This is a genomic window from Cutibacterium avidum 44067 (assembly GCF_000367205.1).
Lineage (GTDB): Bacteria > Actinomycetota > Actinomycetes > Propionibacteriales > Propionibacteriaceae > Cutibacterium > Cutibacterium avidum.
The window spans coordinates 350,798-375,663 of sequence record NC_021064.1; the positions used below are offsets into that span (position 1 = coordinate 350,798).

The following is a 24,866-nucleotide window of genomic DNA, read 5'->3' on the forward strand; positions in this document are numbered from 1 at the left end:
TGGTGATCAGGCGGCAGGGGCGTCGAGGAGCCAGGCTGCCGCCGGGTTTACTGATCAGCCGTCTGGAACACCGGCCGGATCGGTGCGGTACTACGGCGGACAGGCGAGGTGTGATTGGAGGCGTAGACTGCGGTGGTACGCCTGCTAAGGTGCTTGCTGTGTTACGAGGGGATAGCGGGATGAAGCGAACAGTTCTGACGGGGATGGTTGCAGCATGCTTGGGACTGGCCGTTTTTGTAGGGATGGCTCCGGGGGCAAGTGCGCACCAGGTTGCTCCCGTTCCCGTTCCGACGTCCCGGGTCACTACGGACGCCCGCCCGACTCATCGTGCATCGGTGCATGTGAGTGTCGGCGTCAGCCTGCCGCCTCACCATCGCCGCATCGTGCCTCCGGAGATTCGTGGCGGCACCGTTTACCTGCCGAACGTCAGTGCTGGCCCCATCATCCTGCCGACCATCAAGGGCGGAACGATCACCCTTCCCGACGTCAGTGGACGTCCCATCGTCCTGCCGAAGATTGAAGGTGGGACGGTGAGCATCCCGCCGATCGTCTTCCCCTCCATGCATGCCATGGGCAGCCTCCGCGTCAACGGAACGATCAGGGGGCAGGTCAACGGCAAGGGTTATGGCAACTTCCTGGCTGCGGGCGGCGTGGGTGCTCCTGTGTCTCGCCCGGCGGCCCTTCCTCGAACGGGCGCCTGAGGAGCTGCGGACGTAGCGCTTTTCACCCGTGGAGTTTGACCTCCATGGGGTTTCGTGGCGCCCCTCCGCGCGCCTCCTCGCAGCGCCGCTGAGTTTGACCCCCTGAAACCCGGGAGATACCCTGTTAACGCGTGTCCGGTTCGACCGGATACTTGTGCGTGCCCTGGCATGGCGACAAACGACCACTCGAGTTGCTGCGAGAAGGTCTGCCCGTGCGGAGTTCGCACGGCACTCCCAATCTGCAGCGAGGGGCAGCGGTGATCCCGACGCAGCGATGGAGGGGTGCACAGCCAGGGAATTCCGAACCCACCAGACGGAAAGAGATACCAGCCGGTGCCTACAATCCAGCAGCTGGTCCGCAAGGGCCGCACTGACAAGATCAGCAAGAACAACACGCCTGCCCTCAAGGGCTCGCCGCAACGTCGTGGCGTGTGCACCCGTGTGTACACCACGACGCCGAAGAAGCCGAACTCGGCTCTGCGAAAGGTCGCCCGTGTGCGCCTGTCGTCGGGCATCGAGGTCACGGCCTACATTCCCGGTGTCGGACACAACCTCCAGGAGCACTCGATGGTGCTCGTGCGTGGCGGTCGTGTGAAGGACCTCCCGGGTGTGCGTTACAAGATCGTCCGCGGCTCCCTTGACACCCAGGGTGTCAAGGGCCGCAAGCAGGCCCGTAGCCGTTACGGCGCCAAGAAGGAGAAGTGATCCATGCCTCGTAAGGGACCCGCGCCGAAGCGCCCAGTGATGGTCGATCCCGTCTACGGATCTCCTCTCGTCTCCCAGCTCGTGAGCAAGATCCTTCTCGACGGCAAGAAGACTGTCGCCCAGAACATCGTTTACACCGCCCTCGAGGGTTGCCGCGCCAAGACCAACACCGATCCGGTGCAGACCCTCAAGCGCGCGCTCGACAACATCAAGCCCTCCCTGGAGGTCAAGTCCCGCCGTGTCGGCGGTGCCACCTACCAGGTGCCGGTCGAGGTCAAGCCCGCTCGCCAGACCACCCTGGCCATGCGTTGGCTGGTTGCCTTCTCCCGTGAGCGTCGTGAGAAGACCATGGCTGAGCGTCTCATGAACGAGATCCTCGATGCCTCCAACGGCCTCGGTGCTTCCGTGAAGCGCCGTGAGGACACCCACAAGATGGCTGAGGCCAACCGCGCCTTCGCCCACTACCGCTGGTGATTGTTGGCCCCCTTTCCGTCGGGAAGGGGGCACCATCACGTCCAGCCCAGAAAACCTCGCGGTTCACCGCAGGTTCATCTGCGTCGAGCATCATACGAAGACCACTAACTCCAAGATTCGAGGTCAAGAACAGTGGCCAAAATTGACCTGAGCAAGGTTCGCAACATCGGCATCATGGCCCACATCGATGCCGGCAAGACGACGACGACCGAGCGCATCCTCTACTACACCGGTAAGTCGTACAAGATCGGTGAGGTCCACGACGGTGCCGCCACCATGGACTGGATGGAGCAGGAGCAGGAGCGCGGCATCACCATTACCTCCGCCGCGACCACCACCTTCTGGCACGACACCCAGATCAACATCATTGACACCCCCGGACACGTGGACTTCACCGTTGAGGTGGAGCGCTCCCTGCGTGTTCTTGACGGTGCTGTCGCCGTGTTCGACGGTGTCGCCGGCGTCGAGCCGCAGTCAATGACTGTGTGGCGTCAGGCCGCCAAGTACGGCGTTCCGCGCATCTGCTACGTCAACAAGCTTGACCGCACCGGTGCTTCCTTCGATCACTGTGTGCAGACCATCAAGGATCGTCTGCACGCCATCCCGGTTCTGTTGCAGCTGCCGATCGGTGCCGAGGACAAGTTCATGGGCATCGTTGACCTCGTCGAGATGAACGCCAAGACCTGGCGTGGCGAGACTGAGCTCGGGGCTCATTATGAGACCGAGGAGATCCCGGCCGACATGAAGGACGAGGCGGAGGCCGCTCGTGCCGAGATGCTCGAGACCGTCGCCGAGAACGACGAGGAGTTCATGGAGCTCTACCTCGAGGATCCGGACTCGGTGACCATCGACCAGCTCAAGGCCGCCATTCGTCGCGGTGTGCTGGCTTCCGCCTTCACTGCAGTCACCTGTGGCACCTCGTTCAAGAACAAGGGTGTGCAGCCGCTGCTCGACGCCATCGTCGACTACCTGCCTTCCCCGCTCGACGTCCCGGCCATCTCCGGCTTCAAGCCTGGTGACGAGTCCGTCGAACTGCAGCGTCGTCCCTCCGACGACGAGCCGCTGTCGATCCTGGCCTTCAAGATTGCCTCTGACCCGCACCTGGGCAAGCTGACCTTCGTGCGCGTCTACTCCGGCGTCATGCACGCTGGCGACCAGGTGCTCAACGGCACCAAGGGCAAGAAGGAGCGCATCGGCAAGATCTACCAGATGCACGCCAATAAGCGTGAGGAGATCGAGAGCATCGGTGCTGGCATGATCTGCGCCGTCATGGGCCTCAAGGACACCACCACTGGTGAGACTCTCTGCGACCCGAGCAACCCGATCATCCTTGAGTCGATGACCTTCCCGGCTCCCGTGATCGAGCAGGCCATCGAGCCGAAGTCGAAGGCCGATCAGGAGAAGCTGTCGAACGCCATTCAGCGTCTCGTCGAGGAGGATCCGACCTTCCGCGTCCACACCGACGAGGAGACCGGACAGACCATCGTCGCCGGTATGGGCGAGCTCCACCTGGACGTCTTCATCGACCGCATGAAGCGTGAGTTCCACGTGGAGGCCAATATCGGCAAGCCGCAGGTGGCCTACCGCGAGACCCTGCGCAAGCCGGTCGAGAAGTACGAGTACACGCACAAGAAGCAGACCGGTGGTTCTGGTCAGTTCGCCCGCGTTATCATCGCGATCGAGCCCCAGGAGCCTGGCTTCGGCTACGAGTTCGTCAACGCCGTTACCGGCGGTCGCGTCCCCAAGGAGTACATCCCGTCGGTCGATGCCGGTGTCCAGGAGTCGATGCAGTTCGGTGTTCTCGCCGGCTACCCGGTCGAGGATGTCAAGGTCACCCTGCTCGACGGCGCCTACCACGAGGTCGATTCCTCCGAGATGGCCTTCAAGATCGCCGGTTCGATGGCCTTCAAGGAGGCCGCTCGCAAGGCGAACCCGGGTCTGCTCGAGCCGCTGATGGCCGTTGAGGTGACCACCCCCGAGGACTACCTCGGTACCGTCATCGGCGACCTCAACTCCCGTCGTGGCCAGATCCAGGAAATGGTCGAGGAGCACGGAAACAAGGTCGTGCGCGCCCTGGTCCCGCTGTCCGAGATGTTCGGATACGTCGGTGACCTTCGCTCGAAGACCTCCGGACAGGCGACCTACTCGATGGAGTTCGACTCCTACGGCGAGTGCCCGTCCACCGTTGCTGACGAGATCATCGCCACGGCCAACGGAGGCAAGTGAGCTTGCTGCTATAGCTGATTGACGAATCGGCCCGGTTCCACATATGTGGAACCGGGCCGATTGTCGTGAATGACCCTGCGGAGTCAATCCCCTCAGCTTCCGAGCTCGCCTCCTACCCGCCCCAGGCGCCTCTGGCGCCGGGCTCCAGGGTGGTCCACAGGATAGTTCGAAGCCCTTTCCACAGCCCGGAACTCCGTGGAACGGTGGCGCTGTACTTACGGTCCCGGGCCAGGCTCGGCGGCGTGGCCATGGCAGATGGACGCCCCAATCGGTTTGGTGCGGTGGAACGGATGCTCAAGACGACACGGCGTGGTCATCCCTCACGTGCCTTTGATCTTGCGACCCCCAATGCTCTGGGGATGAGCAGCGCTGGCCTAGGCCGAGTTCGTCGGCTTCGCCTATGCGAACCTGCTGCTGCAAGCGACGAAGAATGAAATATGAATCAATCGGTACGTGCTCCGAGTTGACGGATTGGGTAGCTCGTGGCGGTTCTGGTTGGCGGTGCGCCGAGTCAGTTGGCTCGACACACCGCTGTTGTTCATGGATACGGCGAGGGAGTTAGGGCCTCGTGCCGCCCTTGGTTTGACTATCACGGACTACTGCAGAACAATAAGACAAGTTCCCTGACCTCTGGTCGGGGGCCCGTCCAGAAACGTTCCTGGGAACCTCCCAGGAATATCCACATGACGCGTCCCGTGCACAAGCGGGCGACATTCCAGAAGGAGCCCCAGTGGCAAAGGCCAAGTTCGAGCGGACCAAGCCGCACTGCAACATCGGCACCATCGGACACATCGACCACGGCAAGACGACCCTCACCGCGGCGATCTCCAAGGTGCTGCACGACAAGTACCCGGAGCTGAACGAGGAGTCGCCGTTCGACCAGATCGACAAGGCTCCCGAGGAGCGTCAGCGCGGCATCACGATCTCGATCGCTCACATCGAGTACCAGACCGAGAAACGTCACTATGCTCACGTTGACTGCCCCGGTCACGCTGACTACGTCAAGAACATGATCACTGGTGCTGCCCAGATGGACGGCGCCATCCTCGTGGTCGCCGCCACCGACGGCCCGATGCCCCAGACTCGTGAGCACGTCCTGCTCGCCCGCCAGGTGGGCGTGCCGGCCATCGTCGTCGCCCTCAACAAGTGCGACATGGTCGACGACGAGGAGCTCATCGAGCTCGTCGAGATGGAGGTTCGCGAGCTGCTGACCTCGCAGGACTTCGACGGCGACAACTGCCCGATCGTTCGCATCTCCGCCTTCCAGGCCCTTCAGGGTGACGAGAAGTGGACTCAGTCGATCCTCGACCTCATGGACGCCGTGGATGAGTACGTCCCGCAGCCTGAGCGTGACCTCGACAAGCCCTTCCTCATGCCGATTGAGGACGTCTTCACCATCACCGGTCGTGGCACCGTTGTCACCGGTCGTGTTGAGCGCGGCGTCGTCAAGACCAGCGAGGAGGTCGAGATCGTCGGTATCCACGACAAGATTCAGAAGACCACCGTCACCGGCGTCGAGATGTTCCGCAAGATCCTCGACGAGGGTCGCGCTGGTGAGAACGTCGGCATTCTGCTCCGTGGCACCAAGAAGGAGGATGTCGTTCGCGGCATGGTCCTCTGCAAGCCCGGTTCCACCACCCCGCACACCGACTTCGAGGGCCAGGTCTACGTTCTGAAGAAGGATGAGGGTGGCCGTCACAAGCCGTTCTTCTCGCACTACAGCCCCCAGTTCTACTTCCGCACCACGGACGTGACTGGCACTGTTGAGCTCCCCGAGGGCACCGAGATGGTTATGCCTGGTGACAACACCGACATGACCGTCCACCTGATCCACCCGATCGCCATGGAGGAGCAGCTCAAGTTCGCCATCCGTGAGGGCGGTCGCACCGTTGGTGCCGGTCGTGTCACCAAGATCATCAAGTGATGTGATCTGAGATTTTGACGAGGTCCGTCCCCACAGGGGGCGGACCTCGTTGCATGTTTAGGGTAGTTGCATGTCTAGGGTATGGGTGGAGGAGATCGGGCACATTCATGGCAACCAACCAGCTGCGAGGGGATGGAGCGCGGCACCAGCCCCGACAGACGCGGCGATCACCGAGGAGCTGAGGTCTTGGGGATCGCCTTCGCGATGGCATCCATGGTGTGACGATCGCAGTGAATGCCGAGGACTGCCGACCAAATGGGGATGAATTCGCTGTGGTAGTTGTGCCCATGCCCACCAGGCGGAGTCGTCGACAAGGCCATGTCGGCCGTGACCTGCCAGAAACTCGACCATGGCGTCCACTGAATGTGGGGATTGACGTCGTCTCCAGCGCGCTCGCGCATCCAGTCGGGCTCTGACCAGATCATCTCGGGGGACCACCACGTCACCGGATCGGACGGGTGCTGTACATAGGCGATGCGTGTGTGGGCTGACCAAGGAGGATAGGCGGCTCCCCAATGATCGTGGTAGATCTCGCCGGGACTACCCATGAACCTCACGATTCGGCCACCGTCGATCACGGGGACGATGGCGGGGGAACCCTCTCGTCGGTTCGCCTCCAAATTCTTCCAGATCGGCGTGAACCCGGGGGTTCCGACCCACACGGCGCCGTCAACCTTGGCGATCATGTCGTCGATGGATGGGAAGGCGGACTGACCACCGTAAGAGCCCAGGGACACACCGCTCGTGTAGAGCTTCGGACGAGTTTCGGGGGCCAGGGTGGCCCAGTAGTCGTGGATGACGCTGAACAGGGCCTGGGCACCTTCCTTGGGAGATTCGGGGTCCAGGAGGAAGGCCCCGACGCTGCCCAGGTACGAGTACTGCATCGTGGCCGTCGCGCAGTCACCGCCGGTGAGATACTCCACGGCCGACACCGACCACTCCTCGATCCAGCCGGACCCGGTGCCGTTCTGGACGACGAGCACCTTGCGATGGAACGCCCCGGTACGGATGAGCTCGGCGAGAACGCCATTCGCCTCGGCGACGTAGTCGCGACGGGAATTGAGCCCGGCGTAGACGCGGATGGGCTCCTTGGCCGACTGACCGGTGACCTTTCCGATCATGGCGGCGTCGGGGCCGTCAGTGACGGCGTCCTTGCCCTCCCGGCCCAGGCTGTCCCAGGTCTGAAGTGAGGCGGGGGACCCGGACCGAAGGGGCGACGTCGGGGGTTTCCGTCCGGCGGCCGTCTGCGCATTGGTCTCAGCCATGACGTGGGCAACACCGTTGGCCGTCGTCCTGACGATGACGTTGTTCGTGGCCCAGAGCAGGAGTGAGATGCTCAGCACCACGACGACAATTGCCAGTACCGGCTGGGCGATGAGACGGTGTACGCCGGTGTACAGATTTCGGATGCCATGAGCGATGAGGCGGATGAGCAGTACCGTCGCGGTGAAGAGGATCAGCCCCGTGAACACGCCAACGGTCTGCGCGACCCAGACCTTCCGTGGCAGACCGACTTCCTCTGAGACGTGCTTCTGCTGTCTCGTGCACCACATGAACATCCACAGCGATATCAGGGCGAGAATGGCGTACCAGCTACGTCGGATGCCCCGGACCGCGTGAGTTGAGATCATCACCTGCAAGCGCGTGATCTCAGCTAGCCACCGGGAAATCCGCCCGATGAGCCCTCCGACCCCATAGGCGAGAAGGGTCGACAACCACACGTTGACGGCCACCATCCACCAGGTCCGGGGGACCAAGGACGGTGTCAGGGCGGTCCACAGACCGAAAAGGGCGAAGACGAGGCCAGCAATGCTGGCACGGCGCAGCACCCTTGCCGGCCAACGTCGGTTGCCCAGCCGAGCCGGGAGTCCATGCCTGGGATCCCGTGGAACGATTTGGGTTGTCAGCGCTGCGTCCTTTCATTGTCAGTGGTGAAGGTTGCCCTCGCCAGATGCCACGGGACACTCTTCCACGTCGTGAGGACAAGAAGGGCCTCGGCCCACCAAGTCGGGTGGGCCGAGGCTCAACTGTTGTCGGAACCGGTCAGACGCCGGTGCGCGGCAACGTGGTCGGACGATCGCCGGAACCGGGCTTGAAGCCGTTGCCGGGCTTGGTGTCGTCGCCGGGCTTGCCCGTGGCCGGCCAGGTCTCCCCAGTCGTGGTGAGGAACCAGTTGCGATCGAAGAAGTCCTTCGGATCGATGGTCTTCATCTTCGAGGCGGTGTCGATGAGCAGCTGACGGATCTCGAGGATCTCGTCCCAGACGACCGGGGCCTCCGCGACGTGCGGGTAGGCGCCGCCACCGCTCATGCGGTAGTTGTTGATGGCCAGGACGAACTTCTGGTCGTCGGCGACCGGCTGGCCCTGCCAGGACAGGCCCAGGATGCGCTTGCCCACCGGCTTGGAGACGTCGATGGAGTACTTGACACCGGTGACGGCGTCGTAGTTGTAGTCCCACACCGGCTTGCCCTGGTAGTCAGCCTGGGTGTCGCCGCCCTCGCTGGCCGGAGCCGGGTTGACGATGGCGCCCTTCTTGACCTGCTTGAAGTACTTCGCGGAGTACTCCAGGTAGTCCTTGAGTTGTTTGCCGGTGAGCAGGATGCTCGCCAGTGTGTTGTCGAAGACGTACAGGCCAGCGATGTCCTTGATCTTGACATCGCCCTTCGGGAAGGCAGCGGTGCGTGAGAACGGCGAGACCTGGGCGATGACCGGAATACCGTCGTACTTGCCACCCTTGATCGCCTTGGCGACGGTGTCGGCCTCGACCTTGCCGATGAAGTCGAGGATCGGGGTGTCCTCAACCATCGAGCGCTCGGTGGTCAGCTTCGTCGTCGAGGTGGCGACGACGGAGTTGACGTACTTGACGGTGGCCTTGTGGCCGGCCTGCAGCTCGGAGTCAGAGGCGAACTCCTTGTCCTCCTCGACGTCACGGGTGTAACGCGGCTTCACGGTGACCCTGTCGTGGAGCACGGAGGCCTTGCCGTCGGAGAAGTCGAGCGGGATCGTCACCTGGGAGACTGAACGGGCCCAATAGTCGGGCTGGGTGATGACGACCTTGTGGCCCGAGATGCCGTCGACGATCTCGACCGGGTCGTCCTGGTGGGTGTGACCGATGACGACGAGGTCGACCTCGGGAACGGACTTGGCCAGGACGGTGGCATTGTTCTCCGGCAGACCCTTGTAGACCGGGGTGGCCTGGTCCTCCGACAGTCCGGCGTGGACGAGGACGACAACGACGTCAGCCCCTTCTTTGCGCAGCGTGACCGAGCACTTCGCAGCGGTCTTGACCGGGTCAGCGATGTCGACCTTGCCAGTGAGGTTCGCCTTGTCCCAGACCATCGAGCCAGGGGTGGTGACGGCGACGACGCCGACCTTGACCTGGTGGCCGTCGACGGTCTTGGTGAGCATGAGAGTGCCCTGGGTCAGCGGCTTGCCGGTCTTGAGGTCGATGACGTTGGCGCACAGCAGTGGGGCGTCGAGGTCGTTCTTGTAGCGGTTGAGTTCCTTGAGTCCGTAGTTGAACTCGTGGTTGCCGATGTTGGCCGCGTCATAACCAACGAGGTTGAATGCGCGGGCCATGACCTCGGTGCGGCCAAGTTTCTCGGGCTGCTTGGCAGAGAGGTAGGTCAGCGGGGTGCCCTGGATGGTGTCACCGTTGTCGAGCGTGACGACGGAGTCGGCACCCTTCTCGGCGCGGAGCTGCTTGACGATGGTGGCCACCCGACTCACGCCCAACGGAGCCGAGGACCGACCCTTGTCCGACGGCGGGTAGGGAGCGTCGGCGAAGTAGTCCCAGTCGTAGACGTGACCGTGGATGTCGGTGGTAGCGAGCACCGTCAGCGTTGCGGCACCGGCAGCAGAGCCTGCGGTGGCGGGAGCGGAAGACGTCGACGGCGACGCGAAGGAATTCCCGACAGCAGTCATCGCGAGCCCTGTCCCCAGGGTGCCGACCAGCACGGCGCGACGCGACAGGTTCGTACCAAGTGGGTTGTCATGCATGGATGGTGTCCTTCCAACGGGATGGGAAAGCGGTACCATCCTTGCCGAATGAAGTGACGGACGGGTGACAATTTGATGATTGCCACCGTCAACAACACCTGGTCAGCCCTGACGCCTCTGCAGCTGGGCCCATTCGTCACGCAGACCAACGGTGCGGTGGAACACCGTGGTGTCCTGATCCGCCGCGAAATACCCCAGCCGCTCGAACTGCACCACCTCGCCGGGAGCCACCTCGGCCAAGGCCGGTTCGGCCATGACGTTGGTGAGGGTCTCGCGCGAGTTCGGGTTGAGGTCGTCGAGGGCCTCGCCGCTCTCCGATCCGGGAATCTCGGCGGTGAAGAGACGGTCATAGAGGTTCGCGGTCACCGGCACGGCATGGGCGGCGGACACCCAGTGCATCGTCGACTTCACCTTGCGACCGTCGGGGGCGGTGCCGCCGCGGGACTCCGGGTCATAGCTGGCGTGAACCTCTTTGATGGTGCCGTCTGGGTCCTTGACGACGTCAGTGGCCGTCACCAGGTAGGCACCACGCAGACGCACCTCACGACCGGGGGAGAGGCGGAAGAACTTGCGGGGCGGGTCCTCGCGGAAGTCGTCGGCCTCGATCCACAGCTCACCGGTGAAGGGGACGCACCGGGTGCCGTCATCAGGATTCTCCGGGTTGTTGACGAGCTCGAACCATTCGACGACCGGGTTGCCGTTCTCGTCAGTAGGCCAGCCGTCCAGGACCAGTTTGAGCGGGTGCAGGACGGCCATGCGGCGCTGCGTGGTGGCGTTGAGCTCGCGGCGCACGAAGGACTCGAACTCCTCGATGGCCTTCACGGAGTTGTTCTTGGTGGTACCGACGGCCTGGCAGAAGGCACGGATGGCAGCAGCCGGGTAGCCGCGACGACGCATACCGCGCAGGGTGGGCATGCGGGGGTCGTCCCAACCGTCGACGACGCCGTCGGTCACAAGGGACCTGAGGCGACGCTTCGAGGTGATGGTGTGGGTCAGTTCGAGACGGGCGAACTCGCGCTGCTTGGGGGCCGGGGCGTCGAGCGGCACATGGGCGAGGAACCAGTCGTAGAGGGGGCGGTGGCTGTTGAACTCCAGGGAGCACAGCGAATGGGTCACACCCTCTATGGCGTCGGACTGACCGTGGGCCCAGTCATAGGTGGGGTAGATGCACCACGTGGTGGCAGTCGAGTGATGGGCCTGGTGGCGGATGCGGTACATGACCGGGTCACGCAGCCACATGTTCTCCGCCTGCATGTCGATCTTGGCGCGCAGACAGCGGGAGCCGTCGGGGAACTCGCCGTTGCGCATCCGCTCGAGCAGGTCGAGTGATTCCGCTGCGGGACGGTCGCGGTAGGGGCTCTCGATACCCGGCTTGCCGTAGCCGCCCTTCTGCTCGCGGATCGTCTCGGGGGACTGGTCGTCGACGTAGGCCAGGTCCTCGCGGATGAGGTACTGGGCCCACTCGTACAGTTTGTCGAAGTAGTCGGAGGCGTGGACGACGTGGGCGGGGGAGTACCCGAGCCACTCGATGTCCTCGATGATCGACTGGACGTACTCAACCTCCTCGGTGCCCGGGTTGGTGTCGTCCAGACGCAGGTTGCAGATGCCGCCGAAGTCCTCCGCGACGCCGAAGTCAGTGACGATGGCCTTGGCGTGGCCAATGTGCAGGTAGCCATTGGGCTCGGGTGGGAACCGGGTCTGGACCCGTCCTCCATAGGTGCCCTGTTCGTTGTCCGCGCGAACGACCTGATGAATGAAGTCCGAGCCGGACTCGGCCGGGGCGGCGGGAGTCGGGGTTCCAGTGGGTTCTGCCATGGCGGGAACCTTACCGGAGTCTGTCGGTACTTCCCGATAGACTCCGAGGCATCATGACTGAGTTGCATCCCGCGCGCACACGCGTCGCCCCCTCGCCCACCGGAGACCCTCACGTCGGTACGGCCTACATGGCGTTGTTCGACAAGGCTTGGGCACAGCGCACCGGCGGCCAGTTCGTGCTGCGCATCGAGGACACCGACCGCAACCGTCTGGTGGAGGGTTCGGAGGAACAGATCTACGAGACCCTTGACTGGCTGGGCCTGTCCCCCGATGAGTCGCCGCGGGTCGGTGGACCGTACGAACCGTACCGGCAGTCTGAGCGTTTGGACACCTACAAGCCGCTCGTCGACAAGCTCATCGAGTCTGGTCACGCCTACCGCTGCTGGTGCTCCCGGGAGAGGCTCAAGGCACTGCGCGAGGAGCGTGCGGCCGCGAAGTCCCCGGACACCGGTTACGACCGCATGTGTCTGGGCATGTCCAAGGAGGAGCGGGCCAAGCTGCCGGGTTTCACCGAGACACCCGTCGTGCGCATGCTCATCCCTGAGGACGTCGAGCTGGAGTTCGACGATCTCATTCGCGGCAAGGTCCACGCCCCACGTCCCGATGACCAGGTCATCCTCAAGGCCGACGGATTTCCGACGTACCACATGGCCGTCGTTGTCGACGACCATCTCATGGGCATCGACACGGTCGTTCGTGGTGAGGAGTGGATCTCCTCGACGCCGAAGCACCTGTTGCTCTACAAGTGGCTGGGCTGGGAGGTGCCGAGGTTCGCGCACATGCCGCTGCTGCGCAACACCGACAAGTCCAAGATCTCCAAGCGCAAGAACCCGGCTGCTCGGTTGATGTGGTTCCGTGAGCAGGGTTATCTGCCCGAGGCGCTGCGCAACTTCCTGCAGCTGCTGGCATACCCGACGATCGCCGAGGGTCAGGAGATGGAGGACCTCGACTCCTTCGTGTCCCGCTTCGACTGGGCGAACGTCTCCGCTGGCGGGCCGGTCTTCGACGTCACCAAACTTGACTGGCTCAACGGCCAGTACATCCGCAGTCTTGACGCCGAGGATCTCACCGATCGCGTGCTCGAGTACGCCGATCGCACCGGTCAGCCCCAGGAGGTGCTCGGCCGTGATCTGGCGTGTGAGGACCGTGAGATCATCCATGCCGCGATGCCACTCATTCGTGAGCGTCTGGTGCTGCTGTCGGAGGCACTGCCGAAGCTGGCATTCCTGCTGATCGACGACGACGCCCTGGTCTTCGATGGGGATTCCGTGGCCAAGCTCAAGACAGGAGCCGACGAGATCCAGCAGGCGTCCACCGAGGTCCTCAAGGGGCTTGACGATTTCTCTGCCGATGCCATCCAGGTGGCGCTGCGCACCAAGCTCTGCGACGAGATGGGTATCAAGCCGCGTCTCGCCTTCGCCCCGATCCGCGTCGCCGTCACCGGTTCGCGGGTGTCCCCGCCACTGTTCGAGGCCATGGAGATTCTCGGCAAGGGGTCGACTCTTCGTCGTATGGAGCGGTTTGAGGCTGAGATGGAGCAGAGTAGTGATTGAACACGATGAGACGAGGCCCGGGCTCTGCGACGCCCAATAGTGTGGTTCTGGGTGCTCGTCACCTGTTATTGGGCGTTGGTGTGGCGGACACCTGTGTGGGATATCGATGATCTGTATTTCGCCACCCGATCTGGCACTCCCAGCGGTCGTATCGACTGGGCGGATTTTGCACGGCTCACCGTATACGATCTGGGTGAGCGTAATGGCCGTTTCTCGGACATGATGGTGCAACTCGTCATGGCGATGGGTGGATGGATTCGTGTTCCCCTTGTGCTCTCATCCCTGTCAACGTCGCTGGCACTGTGGCTCATGATGCGGGCCCTCATCCGGGATCTACGGGGAGTGGTGTCTCCCGGTGTTGACTTGTTGGCAGGTGTAGGTGCATTTCTCGTGCCGATGACCCTGATTGGTATCGAGCCAAACATGGGTGGGGACACGATCATGTTCATAGCTGCGAACATCGGCTACATGTGGGGCTTAGCGCTCGGGATCGTATCCATCCTCCTGCTGTGGTCCCAGCGGGGGCCGAACGTTGACCACGGCTGGGTTTTGTGGGTGGCGGTGGCGCTGGTCATGGTGGTCGCGGGAAATACTGCGAGAATGGGAATGCCCGGTTTATGGGCACGTAGCCGTCGACTTGGGGGCCGTACCCGTACCCGAAAATAACTGGCGAGATTCCCAAACGGGTGTCGTTCGTCGTCCACTCCGTCAGCCATTCGCTCACAAATTACCCGGTCGTGTTCTTTGCGATCATGCTGTCAGTCATCGTCATGTGCCTGGTGGTTATGAAACGCGGATTCCATCGCCGCGCCATCGGTATCCTCCTCGCACTGTTCTGTGTGGCATCTGTCGGGCTGGCCGCGACCAGCCTGCGAGTCGTTACGGTGCTCGCGCGACGAAAGCTCGTTGGAGATATTCGACTGTACCTTTCGGCCACCGGGCTGTTGGTTGGAGTGTGCTTTAGCGTCGTGATGGTGATCCTTGTGGTGCTCACTGTGATGGTTGCTCGCATACCGGGATGCGGCATGGTGGGGGTTTCGACGGGCGCGGCGTTTGGTTATTACGCGCTCCCGATGATTCAAGGGTCCCCAGGGGGACGAACGTCCTTTTTAAGTCTGGTGGTCTTCACCATGAGTGCGTTGGTGTGGACATGGGCTGCTGTCGGATTGGCGCAGAGAGGCACGAACCAGGTTGACGGCGGTGCCTCATCCATGGAATCTGGTGGACGACTCGCGGCTGCGACACCGGGGTCGCAGCTCGCTATGGTTCTGGTTACCATCGCTACGGCGGCATGCCTGGGCACCGGCCTGCAGGGAGCGTGGGGGATGCTCCAGGGAGCGACGATCAACGGCAGTGTCTGGCGACAGGTAAATGCCCAGGTAGACCTGGTGCGTCGCGGGGAGCGCGACACGGTCGTCGTCCCGAAGGCGTTACCTGCCCCGGACTGGTTGCCCGACTACGCGGGACAGCGTGGATCCGTCGTCGATGGCCTGCATCAGTATTATGACCTCCCGAAGAACGTCACCGCGGTGCGTCGTTGAGAGTGCTGTCGAGGACCTCGCTGAGGGACGCGACGAGAATCCTGATGTGCTCGTCTGTGTGACGTGCCGTCAGGCAGATACGTAGGATTGCGTCGCCTTTCGCGACGGCGGGGTAACGGACCGCAACGACCATGAGACCCCGTCGTGCCAACTCCTCTTGCGCCGCGACGGCACGATCCTCGGGACCCACCGGAACCCTGATGATCGGACCGAGATCATTGGCTGTAGGGGCGGGAATGAGCCCGGCCCCGAAGAGTGCACGGCGTGCGCGGGCCACAGTGGTCTGGAGCCTCTGGACGGGAGAGACATCGGTTCGTAGCTGATGCACGGATGCCGCCACGGCAGCTACGACGGCGGGGGAGGGGGCGCTGGAGAACACGTATCCTCGTGCGCAGTTTCGAATCAGCGTTGCCAAGGTCTCGTAGACGCAGACGAAACCGCCCTCGACGCCCAGGGCCTTGCTGGCCGTTCCCAGCAGGACGTCCGGTCGCAGTTCCTGGGGCAGACCTTCGGTGACGCCACGCCCGGTGGGCCCGACAGTGCCTATCCCGTGGGCGTCGTCAACGATGGTCAAGGCGCCGTGACGATGTGCGATCCGGACGAGGTCAGCAATGGGAGCGACGTCACCTCCCATGGAGTAGACCCCCTCCGTGAGCACGATGGCTCTTTCGGTGGTGACGTGATCAAGGGCATGGTCGATGGCATCGAGGTCCGCATGAGGGATGACGACCGTGCGCGCCCGAGCCAACCGACACCCGTCGATGAGACTGGCATGGTTGTCCGCATCGGAGACGACGGTGACGTCAGGACCTGCCACCAGCTGCATGGTCGCGACATTTGCCTGGTAGCCGCTGGCCATGAGGACTGCCTGGGGATACCCCAACCAGGTGGCGATCTCATGTTCAGCATGGTGGTGTGCCACCGAGGTTCCTGTCGTGAGGCGTGAGCCACCAGAACTGCATCCCAGCTCACTGACGACGTTGATCATGGCCTCCTGGACGGCCGGCTCCGTGGACATGCCGAGGTAATCAGAGGACGAGAACAGCAGGGCAGGACCGTCGGTGGTAACGGCGTCAGGAAGCTGAGACGACGAGAAGGTGCGTGGATGGCGCTCGAGTCCGGAAGCCCGCCACGAGTCGAGACGGGATCGAATGTGGTCATGCCAGGACGCGGTGGTGCGAGTACTGGGAGAGTGGGTGGCAGGTCCGATGAGAACGGGGTGATTCTCCAACCAGTCCGTGATCATGGCGGGATCTGCGTACGAGGTGTCGACAAGAATGACGCGCCCCCCGTTGGGGTCACCATCGGCCTTGACGTTCGTCACCGTTGTGTACACCCCGTCGGCGCAGACATAGCCACGGGTGTAATGGGGATCGTCGGAGATGCAGAGTTCCGCGAGGACTCCGGGTGCAGCAGCAACCTTGCTCGCGAGGAGGACCGCTTCATGGTGGTGCCTCTTGTGAGCCAAGGATGTTCCCGGGGTAGATTCCGTGAGATCCCCGAATCGAGTCACACGAACGCCACGTAAGGGATCGGTTTCCAACCGTCGTCCGCTGCCCACCTCGACCATGGCGGCCCCACGCATCGTTGGTCCGGCGGTGAGAATGCGCATGACCTGCTCCGGGTTGGGCACGAATCGGGACAAGACGTCAAGGAAGTGGTGATGTGCGGAGTCGATGTCGATACATTCGTTGATGTCTGCGGGCAGGATAGGGATGACAGCGGGATCGACGTCGAGCTGATCCAGGCTGAGTCGCACCTGCCGAGCCTCGACGGTGTGACCAGGGGAGAGCGCGCGATGGGTGAGCCCCGTCAACGTCTGCCCGATCATGTTCGGAGACACCAGCGACTCGGCTCCGCTGACGTGGTACGGCTCCCCGTCGAGGACTCCGGTCGCGCGCATCCGCACACTCCACCAAGGCGTGGCAGTAGGTGTTTGCGATGGATCTGACATGATGACTCCTCGGCGTTGGCGACCGCTCAATATTGAACACCATTCAATTCCCGGGGTCCGGAGAGGGCCGTCATTCCGATTTGCCTTGCTGGTTCATCGGTGACACACTGTACAAGTTGCTCCGAACGGGGCTGCAGTGCGTCACGCTCGTGACCCCTGAGGTCGAGCCCGGCCACTGAAGTCCGACGGCAGAGGTGTCACCACCAAGGTGAGTCCGCTGCCGGGCCCACGGGAGCGGGTCAGCATCGGAAGCCGGCAGACAAATCCACAGTGTTCACGGGGTCCTTGATGACTGGTGAGCGGTGGGCGTCCTGCGGCTTGTGATGCGCGACACGCCCGAGCGCGTGGGTCGGGGAGGGGTGATGTGACCTCCCGGTTTTCACACCAGTTGGAAACCGTCAGGTTGGGACCAATGAGGAGTTCGCTCCTCACGCCGGAACCCTCTGGGCGTACCGGACTCCCATGTCAGGGAATCTTGGACGCGGCAGAGACGAGTAGAAGGAACAACTGTGGCGGGACAAAAGATCCGCATCAGGCTGCGGGCCTACGACCACGAGGTCATCGACTCGTCGGCGCGCAAGATCGTCGACACGGTGACCCGCACGGGTGCCAAGGTCGCCGGCCCGGTGCCGCTGCCGACCGAGAAGAACGTTTTCTGTGTGATCCGTTCGCCCCACAAGTACAAGGACAGCCGCGAGCACTTTGAGATGCGCACCCACAAGCGGCTCATCGACATTCTCGAGCCGACCCCGAAGACGGTCGATTCGCTTATGCGTCTCGATCTGCCGGCCGGTGTCGACATCGAGATCAAGCTTCCGTGAGGTTGAGCACCATGACCAATGAACGCACTGTCAAGGGCGTGCTGGGCACCAAGCTCGGCATGACCCAGCTGTGGGACGAGCACAACAAGCTCGTTCCTGTGACCGTCATCCAGGCCGGGCCGTGTGTCGTCACCCAGGTGCGCACCCCCGAGACCGATGGCTACTCCGCCGTCCAGCTTGGCATCGGAGCCGTCAAGGCCAAGAAGGTCACCAAGCCGGAGGCCGGCCACTTCGAGAAGGCCGGCGTGACCCCTCGACGTCACCTCGTCGAGTTGCGTACCGCCGATGCCTCTGAGTACACCCTGGGCCAGGAGATCACCGCTGACGTGTTCTCCGAGTCCGATTTCGTCGACGTCACCGGCACCAGCAAGGGCAAGGGCACCGCTGGCGTCATGAAGCGTCACGGCTTCGGCGGCCTGCGTGCCACCCACGGTGTGCACCGCAAGCACCGCTCGCCGGGCTCCATCGGCGGCTGCTCGACGCCAGGCAAGGTCATCAAGGGCCTCCGCATGGCTGGCCGCATGGGTGCCGAGCGTGTGACTGTCCAGAACCTGCAGGTTCACTCCGTCGACGCCGAGCGTGGGATCATGCTGGTCCGTGGCGCCGTTCCCGGCCCGAAGGGGTCCCTGCTCGTCGTCCGCAGCGCCGCCAAGAAGGCCGCCAAGAATGGGGATGCCGCATGAATGAGACCAAGACCATCGACGTCCTTGACGTCAAGGGCAAGAAGGCCGGATCGGCTGAGCTTCCCGGTGACGTCTTCGACGCGAACACCAACATTCCGCTGATCCATCAGGTCGTCATCGCCCAGCTCGCGGCTGCTCGTCAGGGCACCCACGCCACGAAGACTCGTGGCCTGGTCTCCGGTGGTGGCAAGAAGCCGTGGCGCCAGAAGGGCACCGGTCGTGCCCGTCAGGGTTCGACCCGTGCACCACAGTGGGTCGGTGGCGGCACCGTTCACGGTCCGCAGCCGCGCTCCTACGCTCAGCGCACCCCCAAGAAGATGGTGGCTGCTGCTCTGCGTGGCGCTCTGTCCGACATGGCTCGCGACAATCGCATCTTCGTCGTGACCTCCCTGGTTGACGGTGACAAGCCCTCGACCAAGCAGGCCAAGGCCGTCCTCTCCGGTCTCGCCGAGCTCCGCAAGGTGCTCGTCGTCTTGGATCGCAGCGAGGAGGTCGCCTGGCTGTCCGTGCGCAACCTCAACGGGGTCCACGTCCTGGCCGCCGATCAGCTCAACACCTACGACGTCGTCAACGCGCGGACCATCGTGTTCAGCCAGGCCGGACTTGACGCCTTCGTCGGTGCTCGCAGCGCCAGCACCCAGGCCCTGGCCGCTGAGCCAGAGGTCCCGGAGACCAACGTTGCGGACCAGCATCCCTACGGTGAGGACTCCTTCCGCGGAGACAACCCGCCGGCCGGATTCGACATCAAGGGCAATGAGGACTCCAAGAAGTTCCACGCCCCGACGTCGCCCTGGTACGGACGCACCATCGCTGAGGTGTGGTTCCGTTCCGCCGAGGCTGCTGAGGCCGCTGGCTTCGTCAACGCCGTCAAGTCTGACTCCGACAAGGAGGACGCCAAGTGAGCGAGCTGAAGATCCGAGATCCCCGGGACATCATCCTCGCCCCGGTCGTCTCCGAGAAGAGTTACAGCCTGCTCGACCAGAACACCTACACGTTCCTGGTCAAGCCGACTGCCAACAAGACCGAGATCAAGATCGCGATCGAGCAGATCTTCGGTGTGAAGGTCACCTCGGTTAACACGATGAACCGCAAGGGCAAGGCACGCCGTACCCGCTTCGGCATGGGCAAGCGTCCCGACACCAAGCGCGCCATCGTGACCGTCGCCGAGGGTGATCGCATCGACATCTTCACCGGCCCGGTCGCCTGAGCCGCGAGAGAAGGAACGAAGTACCAATGGGTATCCGCAAGCACAAGCCCACCACTCCGGGCCGTCGCGGCTCGAGCGTGTCGGACTTCGTCGAGCTCACCCGCTCGACCCCTGAGAAGTCCCTGCTCGTTGCCAAGCCCAAGACCGGTGGACGCAACAACACTGGCCGCATCACCACCCGCCACATCGGCGGTGGACACAAGCAGGCCTACCGCATCATCGACTTCAAGCGTTACGACAAGGACGGCGTGCCGGCCAAGGTCGCTCACATCGAGTACGACCCGAACCGCACTGCTCGCATTGCCCTGCTCCATTACGCCGACGGTGAGAAGCGTTACATCATCGCCCCCGATGGCGTCAGCCAGGGAACCGTCGTGGTGTCCGGCCCCGAGGCCGACATCAAGCCGGGCAACAACCTGCCGCTGCGCAACATCCCGGTCGGTACCACGGTTCACGCCGTGGAGCTGCGTCCGGGTGGTGGCGCCAAGATGGGTCGCTCAGCCGGTGCGTCGGTGCAGCTGGTCGCCCGCGAAGGCAAGTACGCCACCCTGCGCCTCCCCTCTGGTGAGATGCGCATGGTGGACATCCGTTGCCGCGCCACCATCGGCGAGGTCGGCAACGCCGAGCAGACCAACATCAACTGGGGCAAGGCCGGCCGTAACCGCTGGAAGGGCATCCGCCCGACCGTCCGTGGTGTGGTCATGAACCCGATCGACCACCCGCATGGTGGTGGCGAGGGTCGTACCTCTGGTGGTCGTCACCCGGTGAGCCCCTGGGGCAAGCCCGAGGGTCGTACCCGTAACAAGAACAAGGCGAGCAGCCGTCTCATCGTGCGTCGCCGCAAGTCCGGCAAGAAGCGCTGATTGGGAGTCTGAGACATGCCACGCAGTCTGAAGAAGGGCCCCTTCGTCGACGAGCATCTGGCCAAGAAGGTCACTGCCCAGAACGAGGCGGGCACGCACAACGTCATCAAGACCTGGTCGCGTCGATCGATGGTTACCCCCGACATGATCGGGCACACCATCGGCGTGCACGACGGTCGCAAGCACGTCCCGGTTTTCGTGACCGAGTCGATGGTCGGGCACAAGTTCGGAGAGTTCGCCCCGACCAGAACCTTCAAGGGTCACGTGAAGGACGACAAGAAGGCGCGCAGGCGCTGACGAGAGGGATCTGATTCATGAGCAACACTGAGAGGCCCAGCCGTCGCGCCGCCCTGCTCGGCGATCGCCCCGGCTCGTACGCCATCGCGCGTCACGTCCGGATGAGCGCCAGCAAGTGTCGTCGCGTCGTCGACCTGGTTCGCGGGATGGACGCCGCTGATGCGGTGGCCATGCTGAAGTTCCAGCCGCAGGCCGCGGCTGAGCCGGTTCGCAAGGTCATCGCCTCGGCCATGGCCAACGCCGAGCAGACCGAGGGTCTGCGCGCCGAAGACCTGTACATCTCGCAGGCCTTCGTCGACGAGGGCGTCACCATGCGCCGCATCCGTCCCCGCGCCAAGGGATCCGCCAGCCGAATCCTGAAGCGCTCCGCCCACATCACCGTGGTTGTCGAGCCCAAGGACGCCCGTCCGGCCCCCAAGAAGGCCAAGAAGGGTCGCCCGGCGGCTGCAGCCAAGTCCGAGACCGAGAAGGGAGCCTGACATGGGCCAGAAAATCAACCCCCATGGTTTTCGTCTCGGTGTGACGACCGATCACAAGACCCGCTGGTACGCCGAGAAGCAGTACGCCGAGCTCGTGGGTGAGGACGTCAAGATCCGGGAGTGGCTCCACAAGAACCTGGAGCGCGCCGGTATTTCGTCCATCGAGATCGAGCGTCGCTCCGAGCGCGTGACCATCTTCCTCTACGCCGCCCGCCCGGGCATCGTCATCGGGCGCAATGGCGCCGAGGCCGAGCGCGTGCGCGGTGAGCTGGAGAAGCTCACCGGCAAGCAGATTCAGCTGAACATCCTCGAGGTCAAGAACCCCGAGACCGATGCCCAGCTGGTCGCCCAGGGAATCGCCGAGCAGCTCGCTGCTCGTGTCGCCTTCCGTCGCGCCATGCGCAAGGCTCAGCAGTCCGCCATGAACGCAGGCGCGCTTGGTATCCGTATCAAGTGCTCCGGTCGTCTGGGCGGTGCCGAGATGAGCCGTTCCGAGGGTTACCGCGAAGGCCGTGTGCCGCTGCACACCCTGCGCGCTGACATCGACTATGGCTTCTTCGAGGCCCGCACCACCTTCGGCCGCATCGGTGTCAAGGTGTGGATCTACAAGGGCGACGTCACCGGCACCCGTGCCGAGCGCGCTGCCCAGAAGGCTGCTCGCCAGGCCGCCCAGGGCGGTCGCGGTGGACGCGGTGGCAACCGCCGTGGTCGGGGCGATCGTCCCGACCGTCGCGGTGGACGTCGTCGCGCCGAGGCCGCCAAGCAGCAGTCCGCCGAGACCCCGGCCCCGCAGACCGAGAACGCAGGAGCCTGACATGTTGATTCCTCGTCGAGTGAAGTACCGCAAGCAGCACCATCCCAAGCGGACTGGCGCTGCCAAGGGCGGCACCCAGCTGGCCTTTGGTGACTACGGCATCCAGGCCACCGAGGGTGGGTACCTGACCAACCGTCAGATCGAGGCCGCTCGTATCGCCATGACCCGCTACATCAAGCGTGGTGGAAAGGTGTGGATCAATGTCTACCCGGACCGCCCGATGACCAAACACCCCGCCGAGTCCCGTATGGGTTCCGGTAAGGGCACGCCTGAGTGGTGGATCGCCAACATCAAGCCCGGACGAGTTCTCTTCGAGCTGTCGGGTGTGCCGGAGGACGTGGCCCGCGAGGCCATGCGTCTGGCCATCCACAAGCTGCCGATGAAGGCTCGTTTCATCTCCCGTGAAGGCGGTGACAACTGATGCCCAAGCTTTCTGCTGCTGAGCTGCGCCAGCTTTCGGGTGAAGAGTTGCGCAACAAGGTTCGCGAACTCAAGGAGGAGCTGTTCGGGCTGCGTTTCCAGTCGGCGACCGGCCAGCTCGAGAACACGGCTCGCCTGCGTGAGGTCCGCAAGGACATCGCCCGCGTCTACACCGTGCTCCAGGAGCGCAACCTCAACATCGTCGATGATCCCGACGCTGCCAATCCCGAGAACGATAAGGAGGCCTGAGCATGAGCGAGAACACCGCTGAGCGGACGACCCGCCGCAAGGTCCGTGAGGGACTGGTCGTGTCCGACAAGATGGACAAGACGATCACCGTCCTGGTCGAGGACCGTGTCAAGCACCCGCTGTACGGCAAGGTCATGACCAAGTCTGTGCGCCTCAAGGCCCACGACGAGAAGAACGAAGCCGGCATGGGAGACCGCGTGCGGATCATGGAGACCCGTCCGCTGTCCGCCACCAAGCGCTGGCGTCTGCTCGAGATCGTCGAGAAGGCCAAGTGACCCACTGGTGAGCTGATCACCAGGTTTTGCTGCAAGGCGACCCATCCGAGAGGGTGGGTCGCCTTGTTGTGTTTGTGGTCGCCGGGGAGTGGGCGCGTGTGGGAGTGCGGCCGCGGCACGGATGCGCGTCACGTGACTGACGTGAGCCAGTTCTCCATGAAGCCCCGAGCCAGTTGCGCCAGGTATGCGCAGTTGCGCCACCTCTGGCCTTTTGCGCCGTCGTTGTTTACCTGCGCCACCTGTGCCCAGTTGCGCCGCGGTTGACCACCTGCGCCATTCCTGTTCACTTGCGACAGGCGGGTGACGGCTTGGTCTTCTGTAGCGTCAGTGACCGGCGTCCCGTTGCGCCGCCTCCGATCATCTGCGCCACTGTCGCGCACCTGCGCCTCGGCTCCCTTTTCGACCTGCGCCGTTGGTGAGCAGTTGCGCCTCCGTTGTGCGTCCGGTCGGGGCAGTTGCCGACGTCAGGACATCAGTGGCGCCACTGTCGCGCACCTGCGCCGGGCAAAGACGGCGCAACTGCACGTCCAAGGCGCAGGTGGCGTGGACTGGTGCGATGACGTCGTCAGGACGACCGGCTCCGATGGCCCCCGGTAGCCGTTGTTTCACCCCGCCTGCGGCCCAGCAGCACGCCGCGCGCGGTCCAGGACACGAAGAATGCGCTGCGCCGAACCATCGGTAGTGGCGAGGTCCTCGACGGTAAAACGAAGTACCGTCCAACCGGCGTCGACGATCCCAGCCTCCCGCTTCTTCTCGGCGATGATGACGTCCTGGACGCTCTGGCCAGGTTTCAACAGAGAGCCGTACTTCGTCCGACCGTCATATTCAGCCAGGACGTGTTCGTCCGGCCATGCGAAGTCTCCTCGGCCCAAGAACTGGCCGGTTGAGTTCCGGATCACGAACTGCGGTACTGGTTGCGGCACGCCTGCGCAGTGCCATTTCGCGCGTATGAGTGATTCCCCGGGGCTCTCGATCCTGCCATCGGCAAGCGCCACAGCTTGACGCGCATGGCCCAACCCGCGAGGCCGACCGCATGTTTCCAACACCTCAGCGAGTACTTGCGGATCCGCGCCGAAACGTAGTGCCGCATCGGCCGTCATCAGTCCGGTGTCAAAGCCGAATTCCGTGGCCATGTCGATGACGGTCCGTTCAAGGGTCGTTGTCCGGTGCCCGTCGATGACGACGACGTGCTCCGGTGGGAGCATTCGGCCGATCGTCGTCATGAGGCGTCGTCGGTGGCCGCCGCCGGGGCGCGGGTTCGTCACCCAGAGGTGGTCAAGGCCCTTCGAGGGCAAGGGGAGGGCGTGAACCGCGGACGCCGTCACGTGGCTGAGGACCGAGGTTGGCGCGAGGAAGGAGGCTGCCGTGACGAGGTCCAACTGGTGTTGTCGTGCCGTCGTCTCGCCCGCGTTGGCCCATACTCCGGGGCGTAGTGGGATTAACCGTCCTTCGTTCACCTCTCGGGCGATTGCTCGTCGCGATGTCCCTGATGCGGTGAGTGAGGTCACGGTGTGAATTCTGCGATTGGTCGTCATGGAGGCAGTCAGCCCCGGCGGCGACGAAAAGGGGAGGGGCGAATTGCGAATCTGTGGACAACCTCGGGATTGTCGCGGTCATTGCAGGAATGCCATGGAAATCCTGCGCCAAATAGCCGAGTGGGGCTCCGGTCTGTGGATAACTGCCACGTCAGGCACGTCGGCGGCAGGTCTGTCCGTGCAGCGTCATGTCACCAGCTAGTTGCGCCTCTGGCGTGCAGTTGCGCCGTGTTTGTCTGGCGCAACTGCGTAACAATGGCGCAGGTCCAGGAGGGAGCCGAGGCGCAGGTGAGCAAAGGTGGCGCAACTGGAGGAAGCCAGGAACCAGGCG

The 24,866-nt window shown here is 63.6% G+C and carries 22 protein-coding genes and 2 pseudogenes; 19 read left to right on the forward strand and 5 right to left on the reverse strand.

Annotation, left to right across the window (positions count from 1 at the left end; all coding sequences use genetic code 11):
* Window positions 1-179 precede the first annotated feature (179 nt).
* The 5 genes from PALO_RS13190 (at window position 180) to tuf (ending at window position 6,030) form a co-directional block, all read left to right on the forward strand.
* Window positions 180-701 (forward strand): hypothetical protein, encoded by a 522-nt coding sequence (locus tag PALO_RS13190; RefSeq protein ID WP_483294767.1) that lies wholly within the window; start codon window positions 180-182, stop codon window positions 699-701.
* A 333-nt stretch (window positions 702-1,034) separates the two neighbouring features.
* Complete coding sequence (rpsL, locus tag PALO_RS01605; RefSeq protein WP_004809066.1) at window positions 1,035-1,406, forward strand: 30S ribosomal protein S12; 372 nt, start codon at window positions 1,035-1,037, stop codon at window positions 1,404-1,406.
* Window positions 1,407-1,409: 3 nt separating this feature from the next.
* Complete coding sequence (gene rpsG, locus PALO_RS01610; RefSeq protein WP_004809065.1) at window positions 1,410-1,880, forward strand: 30S ribosomal protein S7; 471 nt, start codon at window positions 1,410-1,412, stop codon at window positions 1,878-1,880.
* A 132-nt stretch (window positions 1,881-2,012) separates the two neighbouring features.
* Window positions 2,013-4,106 carry an elongation factor G gene (gene fusA, locus PALO_RS01615; RefSeq protein ID WP_015582156.1) on the forward strand — a complete coding sequence of 698 codons (2,094 nt, stop codon included), beginning with the start codon at window positions 2,013-2,015 and terminating at the stop codon, window positions 4,104-4,106.
* A gap of 730 nt (window positions 4,107-4,836) precedes the next feature.
* Window positions 4,837-6,030: an elongation factor Tu gene (tuf, locus tag PALO_RS01620; protein WP_004809063.1), complete on the forward strand. Its 1,194-nt coding sequence runs from the start codon at window positions 4,837-4,839 to the stop codon at window positions 6,028-6,030.
* A gap of 167 nt (window positions 6,031-6,197) precedes the next feature.
* Here tuf and PALO_RS01625 read toward each other — a convergent pair whose 3' ends face one another.
* From PALO_RS01625 to PALO_RS01635, 3 genes are all read right to left on the reverse strand, one after another.
* Window positions 6,198-7,859 carry an alpha/beta hydrolase gene (locus tag PALO_RS01625; protein ID WP_015582157.1) on the reverse strand — a complete coding sequence of 554 codons (1,662 nt, stop codon included), beginning with the start codon at window positions 7,857-7,859 and terminating at the stop codon, window positions 6,198-6,200.
* A 214-nt stretch (window positions 7,860-8,073) separates the two neighbouring features.
* Entirely contained in the window at window positions 8,074-10,029 is a 1,956-nt protein-coding gene (locus PALO_RS01630; RefSeq protein WP_015582158.1) for a bifunctional metallophosphatase/5'-nucleotidase, read from the reverse strand.
* A 102-nt stretch (window positions 10,030-10,131) separates the two neighbouring features.
* Window positions 10,132-11,844, reverse strand: coding sequence for a glutamine--tRNA ligase/YqeY domain fusion protein (locus tag PALO_RS01635; RefSeq protein ID WP_015582159.1), 1,713 nt, complete (start codon window positions 11,842-11,844; stop codon window positions 10,132-10,134).
* 128 nt (window positions 11,845-11,972) lie between these two features.
* Here PALO_RS01635 and gltX point away from each other — a divergent pair, with 128 nt between their 5' ends.
* The 3 genes and pseudogenes from gltX (at window position 11,973) to PALO_RS01645 (ending at window position 14,938) form a co-directional block, all read left to right on the forward strand.
* Window positions 11,973-13,397 (forward strand): glutamate--tRNA ligase, encoded by a 1,425-nt coding sequence (gene gltX / locus PALO_RS01640; protein WP_041710198.1) that lies wholly within the window; start codon window positions 11,973-11,975, stop codon window positions 13,395-13,397.
* 24 nt (window positions 13,398-13,421) lie between these two features.
* Window positions 13,422-13,700: pseudogene (locus PALO_RS12445) on the forward strand (hypothetical protein); the annotation flags it as partial.
* A 93-nt stretch (window positions 13,701-13,793) separates the two neighbouring features.
* Window positions 13,794-14,938 (forward strand): annotated as a pseudogene (locus tag PALO_RS01645) (hypothetical protein).
* On the opposite strand, the gene PALO_RS01650 reads toward PALO_RS01645, so the two are convergent.
* A complete protein-coding gene (locus tag PALO_RS01650; protein ID WP_015582161.1) occupies window positions 14,919-16,841 on the reverse strand; it encodes a 6-carboxyhexanoate--CoA ligase in 1,923 nt (640 codons plus the stop codon). The pseudogene PALO_RS01645 and the gene PALO_RS01650 sit on opposite strands and share 20 nt — an antisense overlap.
* Before the next feature lie 560 nt (window positions 16,842-17,401).
* Here PALO_RS01650 and rpsJ point away from each other — a divergent pair.
* From rpsJ to rpsQ, 11 genes are read left to right on the forward strand one after another with little or no spacing between them, the layout of a single operon-like run.
* Window positions 17,402-17,713: a 30S ribosomal protein S10 gene (gene rpsJ, locus PALO_RS01655; protein WP_002514870.1), complete on the forward strand. Its 312-nt coding sequence runs from the start codon at window positions 17,402-17,404 to the stop codon at window positions 17,711-17,713.
* 11 nt (window positions 17,714-17,724) lie between these two features.
* Complete coding sequence (gene rplC / locus PALO_RS01660; protein WP_015582162.1) at window positions 17,725-18,396, forward strand: 50S ribosomal protein L3; 672 nt, start codon at window positions 17,725-17,727, stop codon at window positions 18,394-18,396.
* Window positions 18,393-19,298 (forward strand): 50S ribosomal protein L4, sunset domain variant, encoded by a 906-nt coding sequence (gene rplD / locus PALO_RS01665; protein ID WP_004809054.1) that lies wholly within the window; start codon window positions 18,393-18,395, stop codon window positions 19,296-19,298. Before rplC ends, rplD begins: the two co-directional genes overlap by 4 nt.
* The gene (gene rplW, locus PALO_RS01670; RefSeq protein ID WP_004809053.1) at window positions 19,295-19,603 is read left to right on the forward strand and encodes a 50S ribosomal protein L23; all 309 of its coding nucleotides are present in this window, start codon (window positions 19,295-19,297) and stop codon (window positions 19,601-19,603) included. The genes rplD and rplW overlap by 4 nt, the downstream gene beginning before the upstream one ends.
* A gap of 26 nt (window positions 19,604-19,629) precedes the next feature.
* On the forward strand, window positions 19,630-20,466 hold the full coding sequence (rplB, locus tag PALO_RS01675) for a 50S ribosomal protein L2 (RefSeq protein WP_015582163.1): 837 nt from the start codon (window positions 19,630-19,632) through the stop codon (window positions 20,464-20,466).
* A gap of 15 nt (window positions 20,467-20,481) precedes the next feature.
* Window positions 20,482-20,763, forward strand: coding sequence for a 30S ribosomal protein S19 (gene rpsS, locus PALO_RS01680; protein ID WP_002544164.1), 282 nt, complete (start codon window positions 20,482-20,484; stop codon window positions 20,761-20,763).
* A gap of 17 nt (window positions 20,764-20,780) precedes the next feature.
* Complete coding sequence (rplV, locus tag PALO_RS01685) at window positions 20,781-21,242, forward strand: 50S ribosomal protein L22 (protein WP_015582164.1); 462 nt, start codon at window positions 20,781-20,783, stop codon at window positions 21,240-21,242.
* A 1-nt stretch (window position 21,243) separates the two neighbouring features.
* Window positions 21,244-22,056 (forward strand): 30S ribosomal protein S3, encoded by an 813-nt coding sequence (gene rpsC, locus PALO_RS01690; RefSeq protein WP_004809050.1) that lies wholly within the window; start codon window positions 21,244-21,246, stop codon window positions 22,054-22,056.
* A gap of 1 nt (window position 22,057) precedes the next feature.
* A complete protein-coding gene (rplP, locus tag PALO_RS01695) occupies window positions 22,058-22,477 on the forward strand; it encodes a 50S ribosomal protein L16 (protein WP_002516060.1) in 420 nt (139 codons plus the stop codon).
* Window positions 22,477-22,725 (forward strand): 50S ribosomal protein L29, encoded by a 249-nt coding sequence (gene rpmC / locus PALO_RS01700; protein WP_004809049.1) that lies wholly within the window; start codon window positions 22,477-22,479, stop codon window positions 22,723-22,725. Before rplP ends, rpmC begins: the two co-directional genes overlap by 1 nt.
* 2 nt (window positions 22,726-22,727) lie before the next feature.
* Window positions 22,728-23,000 (forward strand): 30S ribosomal protein S17, encoded by a 273-nt coding sequence (rpsQ, locus tag PALO_RS01705; protein ID WP_004809048.1) that lies wholly within the window; start codon window positions 22,728-22,730, stop codon window positions 22,998-23,000.
* 605 nt (window positions 23,001-23,605) lie between these two features.
* Here the strand turns inward: rpsQ and PALO_RS01710 are convergent.
* Window positions 23,606-24,508, reverse strand: coding sequence for a hypothetical protein (locus PALO_RS01710; protein WP_231097264.1), 903 nt, complete (start codon window positions 24,506-24,508; stop codon window positions 23,606-23,608).
* Between the last annotated feature and the right edge of the window lie 358 nt (window positions 24,509-24,866).